Origin of the sequence: Sulfurimonas sp., from assembly GCF_034005705.1 — a bacterium.
GTDB lineage: Bacteria > Campylobacterota > Campylobacteria > Campylobacterales > Sulfurimonadaceae > Sulfurimonas.
The window spans coordinates 1-21,671 of sequence record NZ_JAVEUF010000006.1 but is presented as its reverse complement, the minus strand read 5'-3'; the positions used below and the strand labels follow the sequence as shown (position 1 = coordinate 21,671).

The window sequence follows — 21,671 nt, the reverse complement described above, 5'->3', positions numbered from 1 at the left end:
ATCAGCTTATGGCAGACAGTTTGTTCTCTACTTCGATATTATAAAGAAACTCTTCGAGCGTATCAAAGAGATAGTTTGTCATTTTTGAAGCGCTCTCGTACTCTATAGATGTAATTACTTCCATATAGAGATCCTCGTTGAGACAACTCTCTTCAACCTGATTTTGCAGATTTAAAGCAGCTCTTTGCGAAGATTCGGAATCAATGCAGTCAAAAACAACACAAGAGAGATTTTTATCTAAAGATATATACTTGTCAGTTTTTCTTTTAATGTCTATTATCTCTCTAAGATCGATATTTTTAGTACAGTAGACAATGGCAACTGCAAAATTTATGTGATATCTCTTGCTTCTGTAGGAGTATTCATCTAAATTGTCTATAATCTTTTCAACGTAGTTTTGACGGTTCTCTTTAATTTCTGCTAGCATAACGAATAGATCCTCAAATAATTTTGTCAATATATTAGCATAAAAGAGCTTCATTAAAAACTATTAGTAACAGCTTTTTGATTTAGAAGCTGTTATAATCAACAAAGTGTGAAAAATAATAACAAAAAGAATATATAGTATAATTCGCGATCAGTTAAAAAGATTAGGCAATATATGAAAACATTAGAACTTTTTAAATACATGATAGAGCAAAAGAGTGAAACACCTGATGACGGCGGGCTTTTGGATTTTATTGAGAGCTATTTAGACGATTTTAAGGCTGTGCGTGTAGATGTCGAGGGTGTTAAAAACCTCTTTATTTATAAAAAATTCTCAGAGGGGGAACATCTCTGTTTTGCTGGGCATGTGGATGTAGTTCCTGCGGGGAGCGGCTGGGATACAAACCCTTATGAAGCCGTGGAAAAGGACGGTTATATCTACGGCCGCGGCACACAGGATATGAAAAGCGGCGTTGCTGCATTTGTTCAAGCCCTAAAAGAGACAAAAGATTTTAAAGGAACCCTCTCTGCGATTTTAACATCTGATGAAGAGGGCGAGGGGACTTACGGAACTATAGAGGTTTTAAAATACCTAAAAGAGAGCTCCATGCTTCCGGATGCCGCAGTCGTGGCAGAGCCTACGTGTGAGAGAGAGTTTGGCGACGCCATAAAAGTCGGACGCAGAGGCTCAATAAACGGTTATATAACTATAAAGGGCAAGCAGGGGCATGCTGCCTATCCTGAGAAATCTGTAAACCCGATAGACCTTATTGCTCCGAGGCTATCAAACATGGCGGGAGTGGATATTGACGGCGGAGATGAGTTCTTTGCACCGAGCAAATTTGTTATTACAGACATACGTGCGGGTATGCAGGTGACAAACGTAACCCCGAATGAGCTTAAATTGATGTTTAACGTCAGAAACACTACTCTTACATCTCAAAAAGAGGTGAGAGAGTTTGTCGCTAAAAACCTTGACGGTTTGGATTATGAGCTAAAACTCACTCAAGGCTCATACCCCTTTAAAACAGATACGGAGACAAAGCTTGTCAGAAATATAGACAGTGCGATAGAGAAAGTAACACGTATAAGACCGAAACACTCCACCGCAGGCGGAACTTCGGATGCAAGGCATATGGCTCCGATGGGCATTGACGTTGTGGAGTTTGGCGTAATAAATGATACAATTCACGCTGTAAATGAGAGAACGACCGCAAAAGAGGTCGAGTCTCTTTATGAAGTCTTTAAAAATCTAATAGATACGTGGGAGTAAGAGATGATTAAAAAATTACTTTTGGCGGCAGCACTTTTTCTAAATCTCAACGCTTTTGATTGGCCGAGTGATTATGAAGAATCATTAGCGGAGGCAAAAAAAGAGCAAAAAGATATCTACCTCTTTATAGGTTCTGAGTACTGCAGATATTGTGAAAAATTTGAAAAAGAGGTTCTCTCTCAAGAAGAGGTGATACAGAGGCTTAAAAAGAGTTATGTGCTTATCTATCTCTCAAGAGATATAGATGACATTCCGAGCCATCTTGAGACAACCCCTGTTCCAAGACACTACTTTTTGACAAAAGATGGCAAAGTGATCTTAACGACGATCGGCGGCAGAAGCGTTGAGGGTTTTTACGAACTCTTGGATGAGGTAAAAGAGGCAAAAGAGTTTTAAAATATAGATGGTTTGTGCAAAATTTAAAACACGCTCACTGAGGACAACGCTAAGCTGCAGAATCGTTCGCTTAGTTTTATTTTGCAGGAACTTTAATAAACTAATAAAAAGGATACAAAACACAATGAAATTCGTACAAACAAACAAGGCACCATCGGCAATAGGTCCATACTCTCAGGCGGTAGTAGCAAACGGTATGGTTTTCACATCGGGTCAAATTGCACTTACTCCCGAGGGCGTTATGCTTGAGAATGATGTGGTCGTTCAGACAAAACAGGTACTGAAAAATCTTCAGGCAGTTTTAGAAGAGGCGGGCGCTTCAATGCAAAGCGTTATTAAAACTACTATATTTCTGGACTCTATGGATGATTTTGCAACGGTCAATGAGATATATGCTCAGGCTTTTGGTTCTCACAAACCCGCACGCTCAACGGTCGCAGTTAAGACATTACCAAAAAATGCACTTGTAGAGATCGATGCAGTAGCGCTGGTAAAATGATAAAACTCCTCTTTTTGATGCTGCCTTTTCTTTCGGCGGCAGAGAGCCTGCAATCTATTTTAGAGTATGCTTATCAAAATAACAACAATATAAAATCTTCAAAATATATAAAAGAGTCAAAACTTCAAGAGGTCGAATCACAAAAGAGCGGCTATCTCCCTGCCGTAGATATCGGCGCCTCCTACACTAATACAAGTAACAGAACAGTTTTTCAGATAAAAGATGTCTATGCAGGATATGCCAAAGCAGAGTTTGATATTTATGACGGTGGAGCAAGATCGGCACTAGTGCAAAAAGCCAAAGATGAGTTCTCATCAAGCCTTCATGATGAAGAGAGCCTAAAACAAGAGCTCTCTTTGGAGATAGTCGGAGATTTTTACACAATACTTAGTCTAAAAGCGAGCCTCAAAGCAAAAGAGGACGCAAAAAGATCACTGCAAGAACAACTTGAGAGAGTAAAGCAGTTTCGAGGCGCGGGACTGGCTACAGAGGATGATGTAGAGAGGCTTAGGGCATCTTATGAGAGAGCTCTTTATGAGATAGAGTCGCTCAGCTACGAGCTCCTTGAGCGTAAAAGCTCTCTGGAGCTGAAAGTCGGCAGAGAGATAGAGAGTTTTGATGCGTCATATTTTAAAAAGGCGGACATTAGCGATATTGAGACTCAAGATGCCGTAAAGTCGCTTATATACAAAGAGAGAGCGCTTAAAAAAAGTGCAGATGCCATTGAGAGCATCTACTATCCAAACATAAAAGCCGAGGATGTCTATACGGTCTATGAGTATGGAGATATAGCCGATGATCATTTTGCAAAGATAGATAGGCAAAACGTATTTATGCTTACTCTCAATATGAGGATCTTTGACTATGGCGCTACAAGAGAGGCAAGGGAGTCCATGCTTCTGAATGCAAAGGCTCTGAATGAGAAGATAAAATATATGTCAAAAGAGCAGAAGCTCCGTTATGAGCTCTCCATCGACAGGATTAAGAGTGTAAAAGTTAAGATAAAGAGCGCAAAAAGTGCTTTGGTCGCCGCATCAAGCGCTTTTGAGACCATAAACGAGAAGTACAGTGCCGGCTTGGTCGACTACGTTGTCTATCTGGATGCGCTAAGTACTAAAACAGATGCTGATGCTCTTTATGAGAGCTCATTGAATGAGTTGCAGACAGCATATGCCGCGTACTACTTCTACAGCGGCAGAAATTTAGAGGAGTTTATACAGTGATTAAGATATTATTTGGTGTGCTTTTTAGCCTCTTAAGCCTTAGTGCCGAGGATGTTTATGCAAACTTTTTCGTAGAGCCTCTTAAAGATACAGCTTTGGCGTTTCATGCAGGCGGTATTGTCAAAGAGGTACGTGTAGAGGTCTCTAGCAGTGTAAAAAAGGGAGACCTGCTTGCAGTGCTTGCTAATGACGACATAAAAGCGCTCTTGGATGTTGCAAAAGCAGAGTTGGCAAATGCGGAGGTTGAGCATAAGTATGCCGCAAGAGATTATGAGAGACAACAAAAAGTCCGCCATCTCATCGATGAGGCAAGATTTGATATCTACGCTCTTGCCTATGAGAAGTCAAAATCAGCTCTAGAGCTTGCAAAAGCGAACCTTGCCTACCAAGAGGCGCTTTATAAAAAAACCATGCTTTATGCTCCCTTTGACGGTGTTATATATGAAAAGAGCGTAGAAACGGGGGATGTCGTGACCGAGATGTCGCCAAAGGTCATCTTAAAACTCCAAAGCAAGGTGGAGAGAAAACTTGTTTTGGAGTTTGACCAGAAGTATTGGCAGGATGTAAAGATAGGAGAGAGTTTCAGATACAAGGTTGACGGGGATGAGAAAGAGCATAGAGGCGTCATTACAAAACTCTACCCGCAGGTAGACAAACAGAGCAGAAAACTACGCGCTGAGGTCGAGGTAAAGGGTTTTGCCGCAGGGCTCTTCGGTGACGGCTATATTGAGACCAAAAAGTAGCCTCTATGTATAAACTAGCCATAAAAAGACCGATCGCGACTCTTATGTATGTTGTCACGTTGGCAATATTTGGCTTTATGAGCTACAAGTCAATGCCCTCGGCACTCTTTCCAAATGTCGATTTTCCCATAGTTACCATCCAGACAAACTATCCGGGTGCGGAAGCGGGCACGATCGAGTCGCAGGTCACCGATGAGATAGAGGATGCCATATCTAGGATCGGCGGAATAGACAGCATAATATCAAGCAGCAGCGACGGTGTGAGCGTAGTCACGGTAAAGTTTTTTCTAGAGCGTGATATTGACGAAGCGACAAATGACGTAAGAGACAAGGTCTCAGCCGTAAAACTCCCAAATGATGCACAGACCCCGCTTGTTAGCAAACTGGATATCGGCTCAGCGCCAATTATCAACATATTTTTAACCGCAAAGGGCGATACTCTTCAAAATCTTATGCTCTTTGCTGATGAGAAAGTAAAACCCTCCGTTCAAAAGATAAACGGTGTGGGTGCGATCAATATCGTCGGCTACAAAGATAGAGAGATCAAGATATTTCCAAATACAAAAGAGTTGAACAAATACGCTATAACTATCTCGGAGCTAAACTCGGCGGTAGCCAGAGAGAATGTAAAGATAGGAGGTGCAAAGCTTATAACAAAAGAGCAGGAGCTTACACTTAAAACAAAAGCGGATGCGCTAAGCATTGAAGAGCTAAAGAACATAAAGATAAAAGACAACATTAGATTAAGAGATATCGCCGAGGTCAAAGACTCTCTAAGCGATGCAAAAAGCTACGCTTCGTACAACGGTGTGGAGGGTGTTATGCTTGAGGTTCAAAAGATCTCGGGTACAAATACTCTGGGCATTGTAGAGCGCGTAAAAAGTGTAGTTCCGCAGCTTGAAGCAATGGCTGCAGATAGATTTGAGGTAAAGGTTTTAAATGACACCTCGCCATTTATCGTCAACTCATTAAAAGATGTAGAGTTTGACCTTATCTACGGTGCGATCTTAGCCGCGGTTATCGTTTTTATCTTTTTAAGAAATTTTACCATCACCTTTGTCTCTGCTCTCTCTATACCATCATCTATTTTAGGCACTTTTGCGCTTATGAACTACATGGGATTCGATCTCAACAAAATGACTCTTATCGGTCTTACTCTTGCAATCGGCATCATCATAGATGACGCTATCGTGGTTATTGAGAACATCTACAAAAAGATGGAAGCGGGCATGAGCAAGTTTGAGGCGGCTTACGAGGGTACAAAAGAGATGGCTTTTACCATATTGGCTATTTCCGCGATGCTTTTGGCGGTCTTTGTCCCTGTCTCGTTCATGAGCGGAATAGTCGGTAAGTTCTTTGAGAGCTTTGCCATGACCGTCGGGTTTGCCATCATCATCTCCTACACTATTGCTCTTAGTTTTATCCCGAGTTTGAGTGCTAGGGTTTTAAAGGGAGGCGAGAGCAGATTCTATAACATTACGGAGCCTATTTTCAGATCTCTGGAGCGCATCTATGAAGCGATGCTCAAAGTGGTTCTCAGATTTAAAACTATTACTCTTATTTTTGTGCTTATACTCTTTTTCGGCTCGCTCTCTCTTTTTCCAAAGATCGGTATGGATTTTATACCAAAAGAGGATAAGTCTGAGTTTGAGATAAAGATAAAAGCAGATGCGGGAATCTCGCTTGAAGAGATGATTAAAAAATCCAAAAAGGTGGAGGAGTTGGTGCGAGCAAATCCTCATGTGGAGTACACGACCTTAAATGTAGGCTACAACACAAACCAGGAGAAGCATAAAGCGCTCATCTATGTAAAACTTAGCCCAAAAGATAAAAGAGAGCCAAGCCAAGAGGAGATCATTCAGGATTTTAGGCAGAAGCTTGAGGTTTTTAAAAAAGATATGTTCATAACCGCTTCGGCAATTCCCGACATAAAAGGTGCTGGCGTATCGGTTCCTTATCAGATAGTATTAAAGTCAGACTCGTTTGACGATCTGCAGAGGGCCAAGAAAAATTTGGTTGAGTATCTCTCAAAAAAAGAGGGATTTGTTGATATTGACACGGATTTGGATGAGCCAAAACCGCAGATAGATATAAATATATTAAGGGAGAACGCTTCAAGTCTTGGCGTCTCTGCGTCGGACATAGCAGAGGCAATATCCATAGCCTTTTCAAGCGATCTGGAGATATCCTATTTTGAAGAGGACGGTAAACAGTACAACATCACGCTGAGATTTAGCGATGAAGAGAGAGTCTCTTTGGATGATGTCAAAAAACTTCAAATAAGGTCTAAAGATGACGTGCTTGTCTATCTTGACGGCTTGGTCACATTTACAAAGAGCCAAACGCTTGCTACGATAAACCACTTTGACAGAGAAAGAGAAGTGACTGTTTTTGCAGACCTTTTCGGACTTGACCTAGGCGGTGCGGTCTCCTACACTGAAGAGGAGATTGAAAAACTGCTGCCAAAAGGGGTGACATACAGATTTACGGGATTTGCAGAAGAGATGGTAAAGACGGCGGATGCTTTTGCGGCAGCCATTGCTTTGAGCGTTATCTTGATGTTTATTATCTTGGCAATTTTGTACGAATCGCTCATTCAGCCTATAATCATAATGGTCGCACTTCCTCTTAGCATAATCGGCGTCATGCTCTCCCTCTACATGTCGGGACTTCAATTCAGTCTTTTTGTTATGATCGGGTTTATGCTGCTTATGGGAATGGTAGGTAAAAATGCGGTGTTGCTTGTTGATTTTGCAAACCATGCTATGCAAAACGGCAAAAATGCGGATGAGGCACTTATAGAAGCGGGAGAGAAAAGACTCCGCCCGATACTTATGACCACAATCGCAATGGTATTTGCCATGCTTCCTCTCGCCCTTGGAGAGGGGCTTGGAAGCGAGACCAAAGCACCGATGGCGATCTCGATCATCGGAGGGCTTTTAAGCTCAATGGTTCTTACTCTTTTTGTCGTGCCGGTTATATATAGATTTATAGCTCCGCTCGATTTATGGTTAAAAAAGTTCTATGAGAGTAAAAATATTGAAATATAATTTTATGATTAAACAATACTTAAAACTTTTGACCCTATTTTATGGGTTTTAAATTAGTTTGTACCGCTTTTGTACCTTTTTTCTAGAAAAGAAATTTTCATCTTTTCTTTTTTTGGTATAAAGTGAGTATATATACTTAGAGTGATTTGCAAATTTTCGTGACCCAAAGTTGCAGATACCCAAAGAGCATCAATACCATTATTTAACATTATACTAGCGAATGTATGCCTAGTGTTATGTAAGCTTCTTTTTTCTAAATTTAACTCTTCTAGAACTTTTTGATAACTTTTATAAAAATTATCGTTTGAACTAAAATAGTTATTTTTTTTATTTAGAAAAATAAAACTATTTTTTAAACCGCTCTCTAGCTGTTGAGCTTTTAAAAACTCTCTAGCTTTTGGCAATATTTCAATATCTCTCTCACTAGATTTTGTTTTAGCAGAGTTTATTACGCCTTGAGCAACTGTTTTATTTATTGTAATGGTATCAGTTGCAAAATCTATATCACTCCACTTTAAAGCCAAAATTTCGCCAGAACGCATACCAGTAAAAAAACTCAATCCCAAAAAATTTCTAACCTGACCTGTTGCAGCAGATAAAATTAAATCTATCTCATCTAGTGTAAAAGGCTTTTGTTTCTCTTTTTTATAATTGATTTTAGGCATACCTACCATTGTTACTGGATTAATAGATATTGTTTCGCTTAAAATTGCTAAGTCAAAGACCTCTTTTAGAAGTATTCTAGCTAACTGAATACTCTCTTTTTTTAAACCTTTTTCTACCATACCATCTTGAAATTTCTTTATTTCAATAGGTTTTATTTGAGTAACCATTTTATCGCCAAAATATGGTAGAATATGGTTTTTAACAGATGAACGATAAGCAATCATAGACTTATGTTTTAAGTGCTTACTCTTTTCTAAGATTATGTTTTGAAGTAGGTTTTTAACAGTGGGTGACTGTCTCTCTTCAAAATGTAACTCTTCGTCCATTTCCCCACGATTGTATTTGCCAATAATGATATTTTTATTTATGTTGGTATATTTCATTTTAGATGATATGAACTTACCATCTATACCAAAGTACAAAATACCATTACGATTTTTAAATCGTAACTTTTTCATCTAACTATTCCTTTATTTAGATAATCTCTAAATTCCAAAATAGCTTCCTCTATAAACACGATTATTTTATCACTTTTTCTATAAAAATGATAGTTCTCCTTTAAGTAGCCATTAGATATATAGTTGTTTATAGTTCTTGGGGTCACATTTAAAAATTTAGCCACTTCTTTTTTAGTAGTTAACGGAGGAGTGAATTTTTTAAGTCTCTCTTCCATAGCTTCAATTTTGTTTAGCAGCTTTGGGATCAGCTCTAAATTTTCAAATGCTCTTAAATCCATTATGCAGCCTTTTTATACTCATTTATAGTATGGACTTCTATATTTTCATTACGCATATATAAAAGCTCGTTATCATCCCATATCTCCATTATTTTGTCACTATCAATAGTCACTAATACTTTTAAACTGTTACCTTTTCTAACTTGTGTTAAAGCATAGAGAGTAAATCTATGATGTAATAATCTATGAAGATACAGCGGAGCGGTTGAGCGACTGGCACAAAATCTGTTTATACGGTTTTTTATATACCACGCATTAAGATATTCGTCATCCTGTGTTATCTGTTCTTTTGATTTTGGAAGCGTTTTATTGATATATTTCATAATGTAACTTTTAGCGTTTTGTATGTCTTTTACAAATTTGTTCGATTCTGAAAAATAGAAGCGATTAAAAGCTTTTTCGACTTTTTCTATCCTATCAGCTGGAATAAATAAGAGTATATGAGCGTGAGGCGTTCCGTCTTTGTGAGGCTCGTTTACTCTGTAATACATTCTTTTATTTTTTGGTAAATCTTTTAGTGACCTATCTTGTCTAAGTTTAGCCCACATCTTGGTTAATATCTTTGTGGCTTCTCTCGGCTCTGTGCCATTATATTTTGGATTTTTAATAAGTGTAGTATCATACTCTGACCTTTGCTTCATCGGATGAAACTCGCTAGGCAGAGTAATAGTCAAAAATACGGGAGTAAGATTTGAGTTCTCTGCTTCTCTTTGCAAGGTGTCTATGCGATTTTGAATTTCAGCGTAATATCTTTGAGGATTATGATTTGATGATATTATGCACTCTTGAAGAGAAAAAGTATTGCCAGTTGTTTTGTCTTTGATGTAGCTATACTTTAAAAAGTCCTCTTGCTTTTGAATTTTGAGCCTCACTGACGCCAAGTCGCTTTTTGAAACCCCGTACTTTTTTAAATTGTCCACATCTTTTTTATAATTAGTCAAGGAGCGACTCTCGCGCAAGTCCTTTTGTGCGTTACCGCACAAAGAGGCTCGCTCGATTTCGCTCATATTACTACAAAAATATGATGAAGTCATTTTATACTTCTTGTAAGGCTTTTATTTCTGGAAATGCGCCTTTTAAATAATCCGTTATGATGGTGTAATCATCTAAATCTAATGAGCCGTGAGCATTTAACCCGTCTAAGACTTTGACTAGGTTTTTTATTTTTGACTCTAAAGCAGTATTTGAGTTTTTAAACTCTTTTTTTGTATCATTCATTGTTTCTTTCCTTTAGTGAGGTTTTGAAATACCATAGGGAGTTTTCCGCCAAGATTCACTCTCTATGTGTTATGATTAGCTCCATTAGTAGCAACATAAAAGAAAAAATATAATGTTCTATTTCAAACATCTTTCTAACGCCCTCATTTCATTCGGTTGTTCCCACATTTTTTATAGATAAAAAATCGTGGCTTAATTGCTTACGAAGAAACTTACACTAGATTTAGACATAAAACTACATGGAACTTGTATTTTTTTGCCTACTTTGTCTTTATATTCAGATATTTTTTCAATGGGAACGGTAATATCTTGCATCTCCTGTTTAATGCTTCCATTTGACAGTTCTGTATCTACTAAAACTTGTAATACTGGTTTGCCTTTTGTAACCTCCCCGCTGTCCTTGTCTTTAAAGTCCGGTTTAACATATGTTGATAGCAACATTCCTTCGATTATTACTTTCATTTATTGCCTTTTGCTTTGAAATTTTTTAGAGTAATATCCATATACTCTTCTTGAACAGCGTTAAACTCATCTTTTTTGTTCATATTACTAGAAATTCTTCTTATATAAGACCTTGCGGACTCTAACATATTTAAAGCTTCGTGCATATATAAATATTCGCCAAATATATCAGTTTTAAAGTGTTCTTTGAATTCATCTATACCCAATGCAAGTTCTAAATCAATTTTCATAAGTTTTTTAAACTCATCTTCTGAAACTGTTTTAGAAAACATTGGATTATCACTAGCTATAGGATTAGGTATAAAAATAGCCTCACTATTAAGAACTTTTTTTAAATCAAATAAAGCGCTTTCAATTTTAGAAATAGCGGTTAAATATGACTCAATCAAACTTACTTCCATCAAAGATATAATCATTGATGTTACAGTTACATTGTCTTGTTTGCATTGATTTTCAAATTCAGACTTTAAATTACTTGGGATTTGTAGATTAAATCCAACTTTTTTAATTTCAGCACTTTGTGCTTTTTTAATAGCTTCTTTGTACATTTATTCTCCTTTTGTGTATATTTAATGTGTACATAGAAATTGTACATTCATTTTTTTTAAAAGTCAAGTAGTCAATATTATTTTGTACCGTTTTTGTACCTCTTTTTTTCAAGGGCTTTTCAATATTAATGAGAAATGTTGTTTATAGAATTAGCTAATATTTGTAATTTAGGTATATAAATTGAAAACTTTTCAAGGCACTTAAACAATACTTAAAGCTTGTAAGAGTATAATTCCGAACTTTTTGTAGAAACAAAACCAATGGGAATGTAGATTAAAGCGCCCACGGGGACCCAAGTATTTAAAGATTTAAGGAATTGTAGATGTACGCAATTATCAAAAACGGTGGCAAGCAGTATAAAGTTCAAGAGGGCGATATTTTATTATTAGATAAAATGTCTCTTGAGCCTAAAGCTTCTATCGAGATTAAAGAAGTTCTGGCTGTTAATGCAGGCGAACTTAAAGTTGGAGCACCATTCGTAGAGGGTGCTGTTGTAACTGCTGAGGTTATCAATGAAGGTCGTGAGAAGAAAGTCGTGACTTTTAAAAAGCGTCGCCGTAAAGACTCTAAAGTAAAAAGAGGCTTTAGAAGAGATTATACGCGCGTTCGTATTACAAACATAGCGGCATAAGCTAAAAAAACTCAAGGAGATTTAAGATGGCACATAAGAAAGGTCAAGGTAGTACACAGAATAATCGTGACTCGGCTGGTAGAAGACTAGGTGTAAAGAAATATGGTGGGGAGACTGTAGTAGCAGGTAATATCATTATCCGCCAAAGAGGAACTAAGATCCACCCTGGTAAAAATGTCGGTATGGGAAAAGACCATACGATTTTTGCATTGGTTGACGGAGTTGTATCATTTCACAGAAAAGATAAAAAACGTCAACAAGTTTCAATAATCCCCGCTGCATAATTCTACATCTATTTGAGCTTCGGCTCAAATATTTCTACTTCAACCATTAGGTTAACTGCCTAAGAAAATTTAAAATATTTAACAATTTACTTTTTATTGTCAATAGTAAATTCTTAAGTATTAACTGATTAAACATCTTATGGTTCTCGAAAAACAAAATTTTTCGTAGCTTTAGTGTGTAAATCAGATATTTAAACATCAAGGAAAATATATGTTTACAGATAGCGTAGAGCTAACGGTCTCTTCAGGCAAAGGCGGTCCGGGATGTGTTGCATTTCGTCGTGAAAAATTTGTAGTAAACGGCGGTCCGAACGGCGGTGACGGCGGCAAAGGCGGCGATATCTGGTTTAAGTGCGACAACAACACACACACTCTCTCTCATTTTCAAAAAAAGATGCATATAAAAGCGGATAACGGCGCTCCTGGTGAGAGCTCGAACATGACCGGAAAATCGGGTGCAAAAAAAGTCATCATAGTGCCTCCCGGAACGCAGATCATAGATATGGACAGCGGTGAGATCATTTTTGATATGCTAAAAGACGGACAGGAAGAGCTTTTTATAACCGGCGGAAAAGGCGGACTTGGAAATACACACTTTAAGTCATCTACAAACCAAAGACCTACATATGCACAGCCTGGGGAGAAGGGCGAGACAAGAAGGATCAAGCTTGATCTTAAACTTATAGCCGATGTCGGTCTGGTAGGTTTTCCAAATGTTGGAAAATCGACTCTTATCTCTACCGTTTCAAATGCACGTCCGGAGATCGCAAACTATGAGTTTACTACACTTACTCCAAAGCTTGGTCAGGTCAACATAGGTGATTTCGAATCGTTTATCATGGCAGATATTCCGGGAATTATCGGCGGAGCGCATGAGGGAAAAGGGCTTGGAATAGAGTTCTTAAGACATATCGAGAGAACAGAGATCCTTCTTTTTATGGTGGACTTGGCTTCATACAGAGACCTAAGAGAGCAGATAGAGACACTAAAAGCAGAAGTGGCAGCGTTTTCGGATAAACTTGCACACAGTAAATACGCAATAGCGTTAACAAGAGCTGATGTAATCTCACCTGATGAGATATCTGATCTAGTTAAGAGCTTTTTGGATATAGTAGGCGTAGAAGCTACTACAAGCAGCGATATAGCATTTGATCCGTCAATGCCTTATTTTATTCAAAAGAGCGCAGATGAGACGCTTGGCTATAACAGAGAGCTTCCATATTTTGTAGCACCGATATCATCAGCTGCAAATAAAAATATTGAGCCGCTGAAAAATGCCCTCTTCAAACTTGTTCAATCAAAAAGATCAGAGCACTGAAAATGAGAAGAGTTGTCGTAAAAGTAGGGAGTGCGGTTCTTACGCAAAATGACTCTATTGCATTGGATAGGATGAGAGAACTTGTTGACTTTTTGTGTGAACTCAGAAAGAACAACGAGGTAATACTGGTCTCCTCAGGTGCGGTTGCTGCAGGCTATACTGCATTAAAGCTTGATAGAAGCGTATTGCAGAACAAGCAGGCTTTGGCAGCTATAGGGCAGCCTATACTTATGAACAAGTACAGCAAGAAATTTGGAACGCACGACGTGTTGACTGCTCAGGTTTTGGTTACTGCCGCAAACCTTCAAAGAGATGATGAGATACAGAGGATCAAAGATACTGTAAACACGCTTCTCTCAAACGGGGTTATTCCTATTGTCAATGAGAATGATGCCACATCTACAAAAGAGCTTGTTGTAGGTGACAATGACCAGCTCTCGGCTTACATCACAAAACATACCGATTCTGATCTGCTGATAATCCTCTCAGACATTGATGCTTACTATGACAAAGACCCAAGAAAATTCTCGGACGCAAATATATTGAAAGTAGTAAACAGCATAGATGAGGATGAGCTTGAAAAAGAGGCTACTCCACACGGTGCTTTTGCAACGGGCGGAATATTGACAAAGCTAAAAGCGGCAAATTATCTTTTGGGACACGGGATCGATATGGTCCTTACCAGCGGGTATGATTTAAACGATATAAAGAGCCTAATGCTTCAGGACAGACACATAGGCGGAACGATTTTCACCAAGGCGAAGTAATGAAAATAATCTTTATGGGCACACCTGAGTATGCAGGGCGCATTCTAGAAAAAGTTATTAACACAAACGGTATTGATGTCGTTGCCGTATATACACAGCCCGACAAACCGGTGGGGCGCAAAAAGATCCTCACTCCTCCGATCGTCAAGACAATAGCGCTTCAAAACAACATTGAGGTCTATCAGCCAAATCGATTGAGAGACGAGAGCGTCGTTAAAGAGCTTAAAGAGATAGAGTGTGATTATATAGTCGTGGCAGCTTACGGCCAGATACTTCCGCGTGAAATACTAGAGCATGCCCCATGTATAAATCTTCACGCTTCTATACTTCCGCAGTATCGAGGAGCAAGCCCAATACAGCAGACTCTCTTAAACGGAGATGACAAAACAGGCGTGAGTGCTATGTTGATGGATGAGGGGTTAGATACGGGAGATATCATAAAGATAGAAGAGATAGATGTCTCTAAAGATGAGATGGCGGAGTCGCTCTTTGAGAGATTGACCGATGTCGCATCTGAACTTACCGTTGATGTGCTTCAAAATTTTGATAAATATACTCCTCTCAAGCAGGATGAGGCTAAATCATCTCACTGCAAAAAGATCACCAAACAAGACGGTGAGGTAGAGTTTGAAGAGGCAGAGACTCTTTTTAACAAGTACCGTGCGTTTACACCGTGGCCCGGTATCTACCTATCTTCAGGGCTTAAACTAAAGAGGATAGAGTTTTTGGAAAATGAGACGCAAAACGAGAGCGGCAAAATACTGAAAATAGAAAAAGACTCAATCATAGTCGGATGCAAAAAGGGTACGATCAGAGTCTATGCGGTGCAGCCTGAGTCAAAAAAAGAGATGGACATCCTCTCATATATAAACGGGAAAAGGATAGGGGTTGCAGATACTCTATCTTGAGAGTGTGGATTCAACTCAAAAATATCTAAAAGAGCTGATAAAAGAGGGAAAAATTTCTTCTCCTTATGCAGTAGTGGCAGACTCTCAAACGGCAGGAGTAGGCAGCAGGGGAAACTCTTGGAGTGGAGTTAAAGATAATCTTTTTTTATCATTTGCCATTTCGCTGCAGCAGCTGCCGCAAGATCTGAAACTCGAATCCGCATCTATATACTTCTCCTATATTTTAAAAGAGACACTTGAAGAGTTCGGCTCAAAGGTATGGCTTAAGTGGCCTAACGATTTTTATATAAAAGAACGTAAATTAGGCGGTATGATCACTAATGTTGTTGGGAAGAGTATCGTGTGCGGAGTCGGATTGAATATTGCAGAGGCACCTGAGGGTTTTGAAAAATTGGATGTAGATTTAAAGAGAGAAGAGCTAATAGAGAGATATTTTGCAAATCTTGAAAAAAAGAGTTCATGGAAGCAAGTTTTTAGTAAATATAAGTTAGAATTTTACAGAAATCAAAACTTTTATACACATGGTAAAAATTTAAGAATTTCTTTAGAAGGGGCGTCGCTGGAGAGTGACGGCTCTGTTGTAGTCAACGGAGAGAGGATATACAGTTTAAGATGAGTGAAGTAATTGTAATTGCAAATCAAAAGGGTGGTGTGGGCAAAACGACAACAGCCGTAAACCTAGCTGCCTCGCTTGCCGTTGCAGAAAAAAAAGTGCTCTTAATAGACTCAGACCCGCAGGCTAATGCCACTACATCTTTGGGATTTCACAGAAACGATTATGAGTTCAATATCTATCATGTTCTTATCGGAACAAAGAAGCTAAAAGATATTATATTAAAGTCAGAACTTCCGACTCTTCATCTAGCCCCTTCAAACATCGGACTTGTAGGAATAGAAAAAGAGTACTATGATGCTCAAAACTCAAAAGGCCGTGAGCTGGTTCTAAAAAAAGCGATAGCGAATGTCCTAAAGGATTATGACTACATTATAATCGACTCTCCTCCGGCGCTCGGACCTATGACCATAAATGCGCTCTCGGCTTCAAACTCCGTGATAATACCTATCCAGTGTGAATTTTTTGCACTTGAAGGGCTGGCGCAGCTTTTAAACACTGTGAAACTGGTTAGAAAATCTATAAATCAAAAACTTAGCATTAAAGGTTTTCTTCCTACGATGTTCAGCGCACAGAACAATCTCTCAAAACAGGTTTTTGCAGATTTAAAGCAGCATTTCGATTCCAAGCTCTTCAAAGATGCAAGCGGAGAGATAATAGTAGTTCCAAGGAACGTAAAACTTGCAGAATCACCGTCTTTCGGCAAGCCTGCAATACTCTATGATGTAAAATCCATTGGATCTGTATCATATCAAAATTTAGCACAAGCGATTATGGAAGTATGAAGTCACAAAAATTAGGCAGAGGATTAGGGGCACTTTTAGGCGAGATAGATGAGGCTTATGAAAATGAGGTCTCTCAAAAAGACTCAATTGTAGAGTTACCTTTAAAGGATATAAGACCAAATCCTTTTCAACCTAGAAAGCACTTTGAAGAGAGCTCTCTTTATGAACTAAGCGAGTCGATCAAAAATGACGGACTGCTTCAGCCGATAGTAGTTACCGAGGATGTTGACGGGTATGTGCTGATAGCGGGTGAGAGAAGACTTCGCGCATCAAAACTTGCAAAACTAAAAACCATCCGCGCCATTATTTTAAACAGCGACGATCAGAAGATGAGACAGTTCGCTCTTATCGAGAATATTCAAAGAGATGAGCTAAACTCTATCGAACTTGCACACGCTTACGGAGAGCTTATAAAGCTTCATAACATTACACAAGAAGAGCTCTCAACAAGAATACATAAAAGCAGAACGCACATTACAAATACTATAAGACTTCTTCAGCTCTCACAAAAAACACAAAGAGCGCTCATAGAGAAGAAGATAAGCACAGGTCATGCAAAGGTCTTGGTCGGACTTGACGAAAAGCAGCAGCAGCTTATAGTCAACTCTATCATAGGACAGAAGCTCAGCGTAAGAGAAGTAGAAGCAACTATCAAGAGCATGAAAAGCTCAAAAACAGAGAGATCCGAGAAACCAGCAGCTCCTTCATATGATTTTAAAGAGATCAAAGAGAAGCTTTTTGAACTTGGTTTTAACAGTAAAAGTTCAAACAAGAGCCTGACCATAGATTTTGACGATAAAGATCAGCTCGAAGAGTTTTTAAGCCTCATTGAGAGATAGCTCTTCAAAAACCTAAATAAATTCAAATTCTTTTATGAAAAATATAAAAAAAGTTTAAAAATTTCCCCACTTTAACAAATCTTTTAATTTTAACATAGTATAATCACGCAACTTTTAGGAGGTGCTATGTTAGATATAAATCCGATACTACTCGTAGCTACATTAATCGTGTTTCTTACGCTTATTGCCGTTCTAAACAGTTGGCTTTACAATCCATTATTCGCTTATATGAGTAAAAGAGATGAAGACATCAAAAAAGACCTTGAAAAAATAGGCTCGAATGATGAAGAGATCAAAGAACTTGAATTAAAAGCGCAATCAATAATTGCAAATGCAAAACTGGAAGCTGCGGCCTTAAGAGAGAAGGTTATTACGGATGCTAAAGAGTTAGCAGAGAGTAAGATAGAAGCAAAACGTGCTGAACTGGCTAGTCAGTACTTAGAGTTTGAGCAGTTACTTGCTAAGACTCGCGAACAGTTAAGCAGTGATTTAAAATCACAGATCCCGCTGTTCAAAGAAGCTGTTAAAGCTAAATTTAGTCAAATATAAGGATGTAATGTGAGTAGAGTTTTAGTATTTATGCTAATGATATCAACCTTTGCATTTGCATCTAGCGGCAATGCAGAGAGTGCAGGCACCGATATAGTACAAAGAACGGTAAACTTCATACTGTTTGCAGGGCTTATCTGGTATCTTGTTGCTGAACCTGTAAAAAACTATTTTGCATCAAGAAGTCAGTCTATTGCAGACGAGATGAAAAAGGTACAAGAGAAGTTAAGAGAGACGGCAGCTCTTAAAAAAGATGCTTTGGCTAAGATCGCAGCGGCTGAAAAATTCGCTCAAGACCTTGCTGTTAGCTCAAAAAAAGAGAACAAAGTCGTCAATGACAATATTATGGCTCAGTGTGATGCCGATATTGAGATCATGACGAAGCAGCAGGCTGTTTTAGTAGAGTTCGAGCAGAGAAAAATGGTTAGAAGCGTTGTAGAAGATACGCTCAAAGAGGTGCTTGCTCAAAGTGATGAAAGCTTTGACAAAGAAGCAATGGCAAATGTTATCTTAAAGAAGGTGGCATAAATGGAAGAGTTGATTGCAAAAAGATATATAAAAGCTCTCAAAAAGAGTTCTGACGTAGAGAAGATGCAGGAGATAACTTCTATATTCTCTATATTGGCCGAAGCTTTTAAAGATGAAAAGTTTATTCAAATCATCAACAATCCTGACGTTAGCAAAAGCCAAAAGTCGGAGATTTTGCTTGATGCTGTAAAATCTGCAGAATCTAAAGATGTTGATAATTTAATTAAACTCTTAGCTGAACACAATCGCATAAGCATTCTCCCTGCATTAGCAGAGGTTATGAGAAAAGATATAGCCGTTACGACAAAAAGTTATGCCGGAGTCGTATACAGCAATAGCGATATAGAAGCAAAAGTTATAGAAGATTTAAGCAGCGGCCTAGGCAGCAAGTTTGATTCAAAAATATCTTTAAAGTTTGAAAAAAGCAGCTTTAACGGAATAAAAGTAGATGTACAGGATCTAGGTGTTGAGATCAGTTTCTCAAAATCAAGAATCAATAGTCAAATTATAGAACATATTGCAAAAGCAATTTAACTTTCAACGAGAGGAGATGTGTAGTGGTAGCAAAAATTCAGGCTGATGAAATCAGCTCAATAATCAAAGAGCGTATCGATAACTTCGAACTAAGTGTCGATATAAATGAGACGGGTAAAATTGTCTCTTATGCTGACGGTGTTGCTCAGGTTTACGGACTTAGCAATGTTATGGCAGGAGAGATGGTAGAGTTCGAGGACGGGACTAGAGGTCTTGTTATGAACCTTGAGGAGAGCACTGTAGGTGTTGTTATCCTTGGAATCGGGTCAATGTTAAAAGAGGGTATGTCTGTAAAAAGATTAGGCAAACTTCTTAAAGTTCCGGTTGGTGATGCACTTCTTGGGCGTGTCGTAAACGCACTTGGTGAGCCAATTGACGGTAAAGGTCCGATCGAGACAACTGAGACTCGTTTTGTTGAGGAAAAAGCTCCTGGAATCATGAGCAGAAAATCTGTTCATGAGCCTTTAGCGACTGGTATTAAAGCAATTGATGCTCTTGTGCCGATCGGTAGAGGTCAAAGAGAGCTTATTATCGGTGATAGACAAACAGGAAAAACAACGGTTGCTCTTGATGCTATTATCAACCAAAAAGGCAACGGCGTTGTATGTATCTATGTTGCAGTCGGTCAAAAAGAGTCGACTGTTGCACAGATCATCCGTCGTTTAGAGGAGCACGGTGCTCTAGAGTACACTATTATAGTATCTGCAACTGCATCTGAAGCGGCAGCACTTCAATTTTTGGCTCCTTATACAGGTGTTACAATGGGTGAGTACTTCCGTGACAACGCTAGACACGGTCTGATCGTATATGATGACCTATCTAAGCATGCAGTTGCTTACCGTGAGATGTCACTTATTCTTCGCCGTCCTCCGGGCCGTGAAGCATACCCTGGTGATGTTTTCTATATTCACTCTCGTCTTCTTGAGAGAGCTGCGAAGCTTTCTGATGAGAAGGGTGCAGGTTCTTTAACTGCTCTTCCTATTATTGAAACTCAAGCCGGTGACGTTGCTGCGTATATTCCGACAAACGTTATCTCTATTACAGATGGTCAGATCTTCCTTGAGACTGAACTTTTCAACTCGGGTATCCGCCCTGCGATCAACGTAGGTCTTTCGGTTTCACGTGTCGGTGGTGCTGCTCAGATCAAAGCTACTAAGCAGGTTGCAGGTACTCTAAGACTTGACCTTGCTCAGTATCGTGAACTTCAGGCGTTTGCTCAGTTCGCATCTGATCTAGATGAGACTTCTCGTAATCAGCTAGAGCGTGGACAAAGAATGGTAGAGGTTCTTAAGCAGCCTCCATTCTCTCCGCTTTCTGCTGAGAAGCAAGTTCTAATAATATTTGCAGGTAACGAAGGTTTCCTAGATGATATGGATCCTTCAAATGTTGTTCGTTTTGAAGCGGAGATGTATCCGTTCATTGAAGCATCTTACCCTCAAATATTTGAGAGTATCAGAAGCACTTCTAAAGTAGATGACGATACTAAAGCACTAATGATGAAAGCACTTGAAGAGTTCAAAGCTAGCTTCGTAGTAGCGTAAGGAAAACTTATGGCAAACTTGAAAGATATTCAAAGACAGATCAAGAGTGTTTCTAACACTCAAAAGACGACTCGTGCGATGAAGCTCGTATCTACTGCTAAGCTTCGCCGTGCAGAAGAGCTTGCTAAGCGTTCTCGTCTTTATGCTGCAAAAATGAATCAGGTACTTGCCGAAATAGCTGGACGTATTAAATGCAACAAAGTAGGAGGTTTGGACAATCGATGTTTTGTCGAGATCGAAGATCCAAAAACTGTTGACATCGTTTTTGTTACTGCTGACAAGGGTTTATGCGGCGGTTTTAATATTCAAACTATTAAAGCTGTTAAGAAACTTTTAGCAGAGTACAAATCAAAAAATGTAAAAGTGCGTTTACGTGGAGTCGGTAAAAAAGGTATTGAGTTTTTTAAATATAACGAAGTTGAACTTTTTGACGCAGTTGCTAACCTTAGCTCAAATCCGGACAAAAATCGCTCGGATGAGTTTATAATCTCTTCTATTGAAGATTTTAAAGAGGGCAAGATCGATGCTCTTCACATTGTCTATAACGGCTATAAGAACATGATAACTCAAGAGTTGCATGTAAATAAGCTGTTGCCTGTAGACTCAACTCAATTTGAGTGTGATGAAACAGAAAAATCGATGCTTGAGATAGAGTCTGATGATGAAGAGAAGATGTTGGATTCTTTGGTAAATAGATACGTTCAGTATGCTATGTACTACTCATTGATCGATTCTGTTGCTGCTGAGCATAGTGCAAGAATGCAGGCTATGGATGCGGCTACAAACAATGCAAAAGAGATGGTTAGGTCATTAAATGTTCAATTTAATAAAGCAAGACAAGCAGCAATTACTACAGAGCTTATAGAGATTATAAGCGGCGTGGAGTCTATGAAATAATGGAGAAAAATATGATTGGTAAAATTAGCCAGGTTATGGGTCCGGTTGTTGATGTTGATTTTGATGGATATCTTCCTGTTATCAACGAGGCGATCGAAGTTAATATACATTTAGAAGGCACAGTAACTCGTTTAGTACTTGAAGTTGCAGCGCACTTAGGCGACGGTCGTGTTAGAACGATCGCAATGGATATGAGTGAAGGTTTAGTTCGTGGTATGGATGCAAAAGCTACAGGT

Annotated in this window: 26 protein-coding genes and 1 pseudogene; 20 read left to right on the top strand and 7 right to left on the bottom strand. The window is 38.8% G+C overall.

The features are described from left to right. Position 1: 1 nt before the first annotated feature. Positions 2-427 (bottom strand): hypothetical protein, encoded by a 426-nt coding sequence (locus tag RBR61_RS04595; RefSeq protein WP_320342389.1) that lies wholly within the window; start codon positions 425-427, stop codon positions 2-4. Positions 428-601: 174 nt separating this feature from the next. Between RBR61_RS04595 and dapE the strand changes: the two genes are divergently transcribed. The 6 genes from dapE (at position 602) to RBR61_RS04565 (ending at position 7,610) form a co-directional block, all read left to right on the top strand. After that, positions 602-1,699, top strand: coding sequence for a succinyl-diaminopimelate desuccinylase (gene dapE / locus RBR61_RS04590; protein ID WP_320342388.1), 1,098 nt, complete (start codon positions 602-604; stop codon positions 1,697-1,699). Positions 1,700-1,702: 3 nt separating this feature from the next. Beyond that, complete coding sequence (locus RBR61_RS04585) at positions 1,703-2,095, top strand: thioredoxin family protein (RefSeq protein WP_320342387.1); 393 nt, start codon at positions 1,703-1,705, stop codon at positions 2,093-2,095. A gap of 124 nt (positions 2,096-2,219) precedes the next feature. Beyond that, positions 2,220-2,594, top strand: a complete 375-nt coding sequence (locus RBR61_RS04580; RefSeq protein ID WP_320342386.1) for a RidA family protein — start codon at positions 2,220-2,222, stop codon at positions 2,592-2,594. Beyond that, positions 2,591-3,817 carry a TolC family protein gene (locus tag RBR61_RS04575; protein ID WP_320342384.1) on the top strand — a complete coding sequence of 409 codons (1,227 nt, stop codon included), beginning with the start codon at positions 2,591-2,593 and terminating at the stop codon, positions 3,815-3,817. Before RBR61_RS04580 ends, RBR61_RS04575 begins: the two co-directional genes overlap by 4 nt. Beyond that, complete coding sequence (locus RBR61_RS04570) at positions 3,814-4,560, top strand: efflux RND transporter periplasmic adaptor subunit (protein WP_320342383.1); 747 nt, start codon at positions 3,814-3,816, stop codon at positions 4,558-4,560. The genes RBR61_RS04575 and RBR61_RS04570 overlap by 4 nt, the downstream gene beginning before the upstream one ends. A 5-nt stretch (positions 4,561-4,565) precedes the next feature. After that, positions 4,566-7,610 (top strand): efflux RND transporter permease subunit, encoded by a 3,045-nt coding sequence (locus tag RBR61_RS04565; protein ID WP_320342381.1) that lies wholly within the window; start codon positions 4,566-4,568, stop codon positions 7,608-7,610. A gap of 53 nt (positions 7,611-7,663) precedes the next feature. On the opposite strand, the gene RBR61_RS04560 is transcribed toward RBR61_RS04565, so the two are convergent. The 6 genes from RBR61_RS04560 to RBR61_RS04535 all read right to left on the bottom strand — a co-directional run bounded on the left by RBR61_RS04560 (position 7,664) and on the right by RBR61_RS04535 (position 11,240). After that, positions 7,664-8,734 (bottom strand): tyrosine-type recombinase/integrase, encoded by a 1,071-nt coding sequence (locus RBR61_RS04560; protein ID WP_320342379.1) that lies wholly within the window; start codon positions 8,732-8,734, stop codon positions 7,664-7,666. Continuing rightward, complete coding sequence (locus tag RBR61_RS04555; protein WP_320342378.1) at positions 8,731-9,012, bottom strand: helix-turn-helix domain-containing protein; 282 nt, start codon at positions 9,010-9,012, stop codon at positions 8,731-8,733. Before RBR61_RS04555 ends, RBR61_RS04560 begins: the two co-directional genes overlap by 4 nt. Next, positions 9,012-9,953 carry a replication endonuclease gene (locus RBR61_RS04550; RefSeq protein ID WP_320342377.1) on the bottom strand — a complete coding sequence of 314 codons (942 nt, stop codon included), beginning with the start codon at positions 9,951-9,953 and terminating at the stop codon, positions 9,012-9,014. Before RBR61_RS04550 ends, RBR61_RS04555 begins: the two co-directional genes overlap by 1 nt. 94 nt (positions 9,954-10,047) lie before the next feature. Beyond that, positions 10,048-10,230 carry a hypothetical protein gene (locus RBR61_RS04545; RefSeq protein WP_320342376.1) on the bottom strand — a complete coding sequence of 61 codons (183 nt, stop codon included), beginning with the start codon at positions 10,228-10,230 and terminating at the stop codon, positions 10,048-10,050. Positions 10,231-10,422: 192 nt separating this feature from the next. Beyond that, positions 10,423-10,692, bottom strand: coding sequence for a hypothetical protein (locus RBR61_RS04540; protein WP_320342375.1), 270 nt, complete (start codon positions 10,690-10,692; stop codon positions 10,423-10,425). Then, entirely contained in the window at positions 10,689-11,240 is a 552-nt protein-coding gene (locus RBR61_RS04535) for a hypothetical protein (protein WP_320342374.1), read from the bottom strand. The genes RBR61_RS04540 and RBR61_RS04535 overlap by 4 nt, the downstream gene beginning before the upstream one ends. 323 nt (positions 11,241-11,563) lie before the next feature. Between RBR61_RS04535 and rplU the strand changes: the two genes are divergently transcribed. From rplU to RBR61_RS04465, 14 genes and pseudogenes are all read left to right on the top strand, one after another. Next, a complete protein-coding gene (gene rplU / locus RBR61_RS04530; protein WP_320342373.1) occupies positions 11,564-11,872 on the top strand; it encodes a 50S ribosomal protein L21 in 309 nt (102 codons plus the stop codon). 26 nt (positions 11,873-11,898) lie between these two features. Further along, positions 11,899-12,156 (top strand): 50S ribosomal protein L27, encoded by a 258-nt coding sequence (gene rpmA / locus RBR61_RS04525; protein WP_320342372.1) that lies wholly within the window; start codon positions 11,899-11,901, stop codon positions 12,154-12,156. Between the two features lie 211 nt (positions 12,157-12,367). After that, positions 12,368-13,474, top strand: a complete 1,107-nt coding sequence (gene obgE / locus RBR61_RS04520) for a GTPase ObgE (protein WP_320342371.1) — start codon at positions 12,368-12,370, stop codon at positions 13,472-13,474. 2 nt (positions 13,475-13,476) lie between these two features. Continuing rightward, complete coding sequence (gene proB, locus RBR61_RS04515) at positions 13,477-14,241, top strand: glutamate 5-kinase (protein WP_320342370.1); 765 nt, start codon at positions 13,477-13,479, stop codon at positions 14,239-14,241. Continuing rightward, complete coding sequence (gene fmt, locus RBR61_RS04510; RefSeq protein ID WP_320342369.1) at positions 14,241-15,149, top strand: methionyl-tRNA formyltransferase; 909 nt, start codon at positions 14,241-14,243, stop codon at positions 15,147-15,149. The genes proB and fmt overlap by 1 nt, the downstream gene beginning before the upstream one ends. Then, positions 15,130-15,765, top strand: a complete 636-nt coding sequence (locus tag RBR61_RS04505; RefSeq protein ID WP_320342368.1) for a biotin--[acetyl-CoA-carboxylase] ligase — start codon at positions 15,130-15,132, stop codon at positions 15,763-15,765. The genes fmt and RBR61_RS04505 overlap by 20 nt, the downstream gene beginning before the upstream one ends. After that, on the top strand, positions 15,762-16,547 hold the full coding sequence (locus RBR61_RS04500) for an AAA family ATPase (protein WP_320342367.1): 786 nt from the start codon (positions 15,762-15,764) through the stop codon (positions 16,545-16,547). The genes RBR61_RS04505 and RBR61_RS04500 overlap by 4 nt, the downstream gene beginning before the upstream one ends. Beyond that, positions 16,544-17,386, top strand: coding sequence for a ParB/RepB/Spo0J family partition protein (locus RBR61_RS04495; RefSeq protein ID WP_320342366.1), 843 nt, complete (start codon positions 16,544-16,546; stop codon positions 17,384-17,386). Before RBR61_RS04500 ends, RBR61_RS04495 begins: the two co-directional genes overlap by 4 nt. 126 nt (positions 17,387-17,512) lie before the next feature. Beyond that, the gene (locus RBR61_RS04490; RefSeq protein ID WP_320342365.1) at positions 17,513-17,935 is read left to right on the top strand and encodes a FoF1 ATP synthase subunit B'; all 423 of its coding nucleotides are present in this window, start codon (positions 17,513-17,515) and stop codon (positions 17,933-17,935) included. 9 nt (positions 17,936-17,944) lie between these two features. Beyond that, positions 17,945-18,463 (top strand): F0F1 ATP synthase subunit B, encoded by a 519-nt coding sequence (locus RBR61_RS04485; protein ID WP_320342364.1) that lies wholly within the window; start codon positions 17,945-17,947, stop codon positions 18,461-18,463. Beyond that, positions 18,464-18,997 carry a F0F1 ATP synthase subunit delta gene (locus tag RBR61_RS04480; RefSeq protein ID WP_320342363.1) on the top strand — a complete coding sequence of 178 codons (534 nt, stop codon included), beginning with the start codon at positions 18,464-18,466 and terminating at the stop codon, positions 18,995-18,997. 23 nt (positions 18,998-19,020) lie between these two features. After that, complete coding sequence (atpA, locus tag RBR61_RS04475) at positions 19,021-20,538, top strand: F0F1 ATP synthase subunit alpha (protein WP_320342362.1); 1,518 nt, start codon at positions 19,021-19,023, stop codon at positions 20,536-20,538. 9 nt (positions 20,539-20,547) lie between these two features. Then, a complete protein-coding gene (gene atpG, locus RBR61_RS04470; protein ID WP_320342361.1) occupies positions 20,548-21,435 on the top strand; it encodes an ATP synthase F1 subunit gamma in 888 nt (295 codons plus the stop codon). An 11-nt stretch (positions 21,436-21,446) separates the two neighbouring features. Beyond that, positions 21,447-21,671, top strand: a pseudogene (locus RBR61_RS04465) (F0F1 ATP synthase subunit beta); the annotation flags it as partial.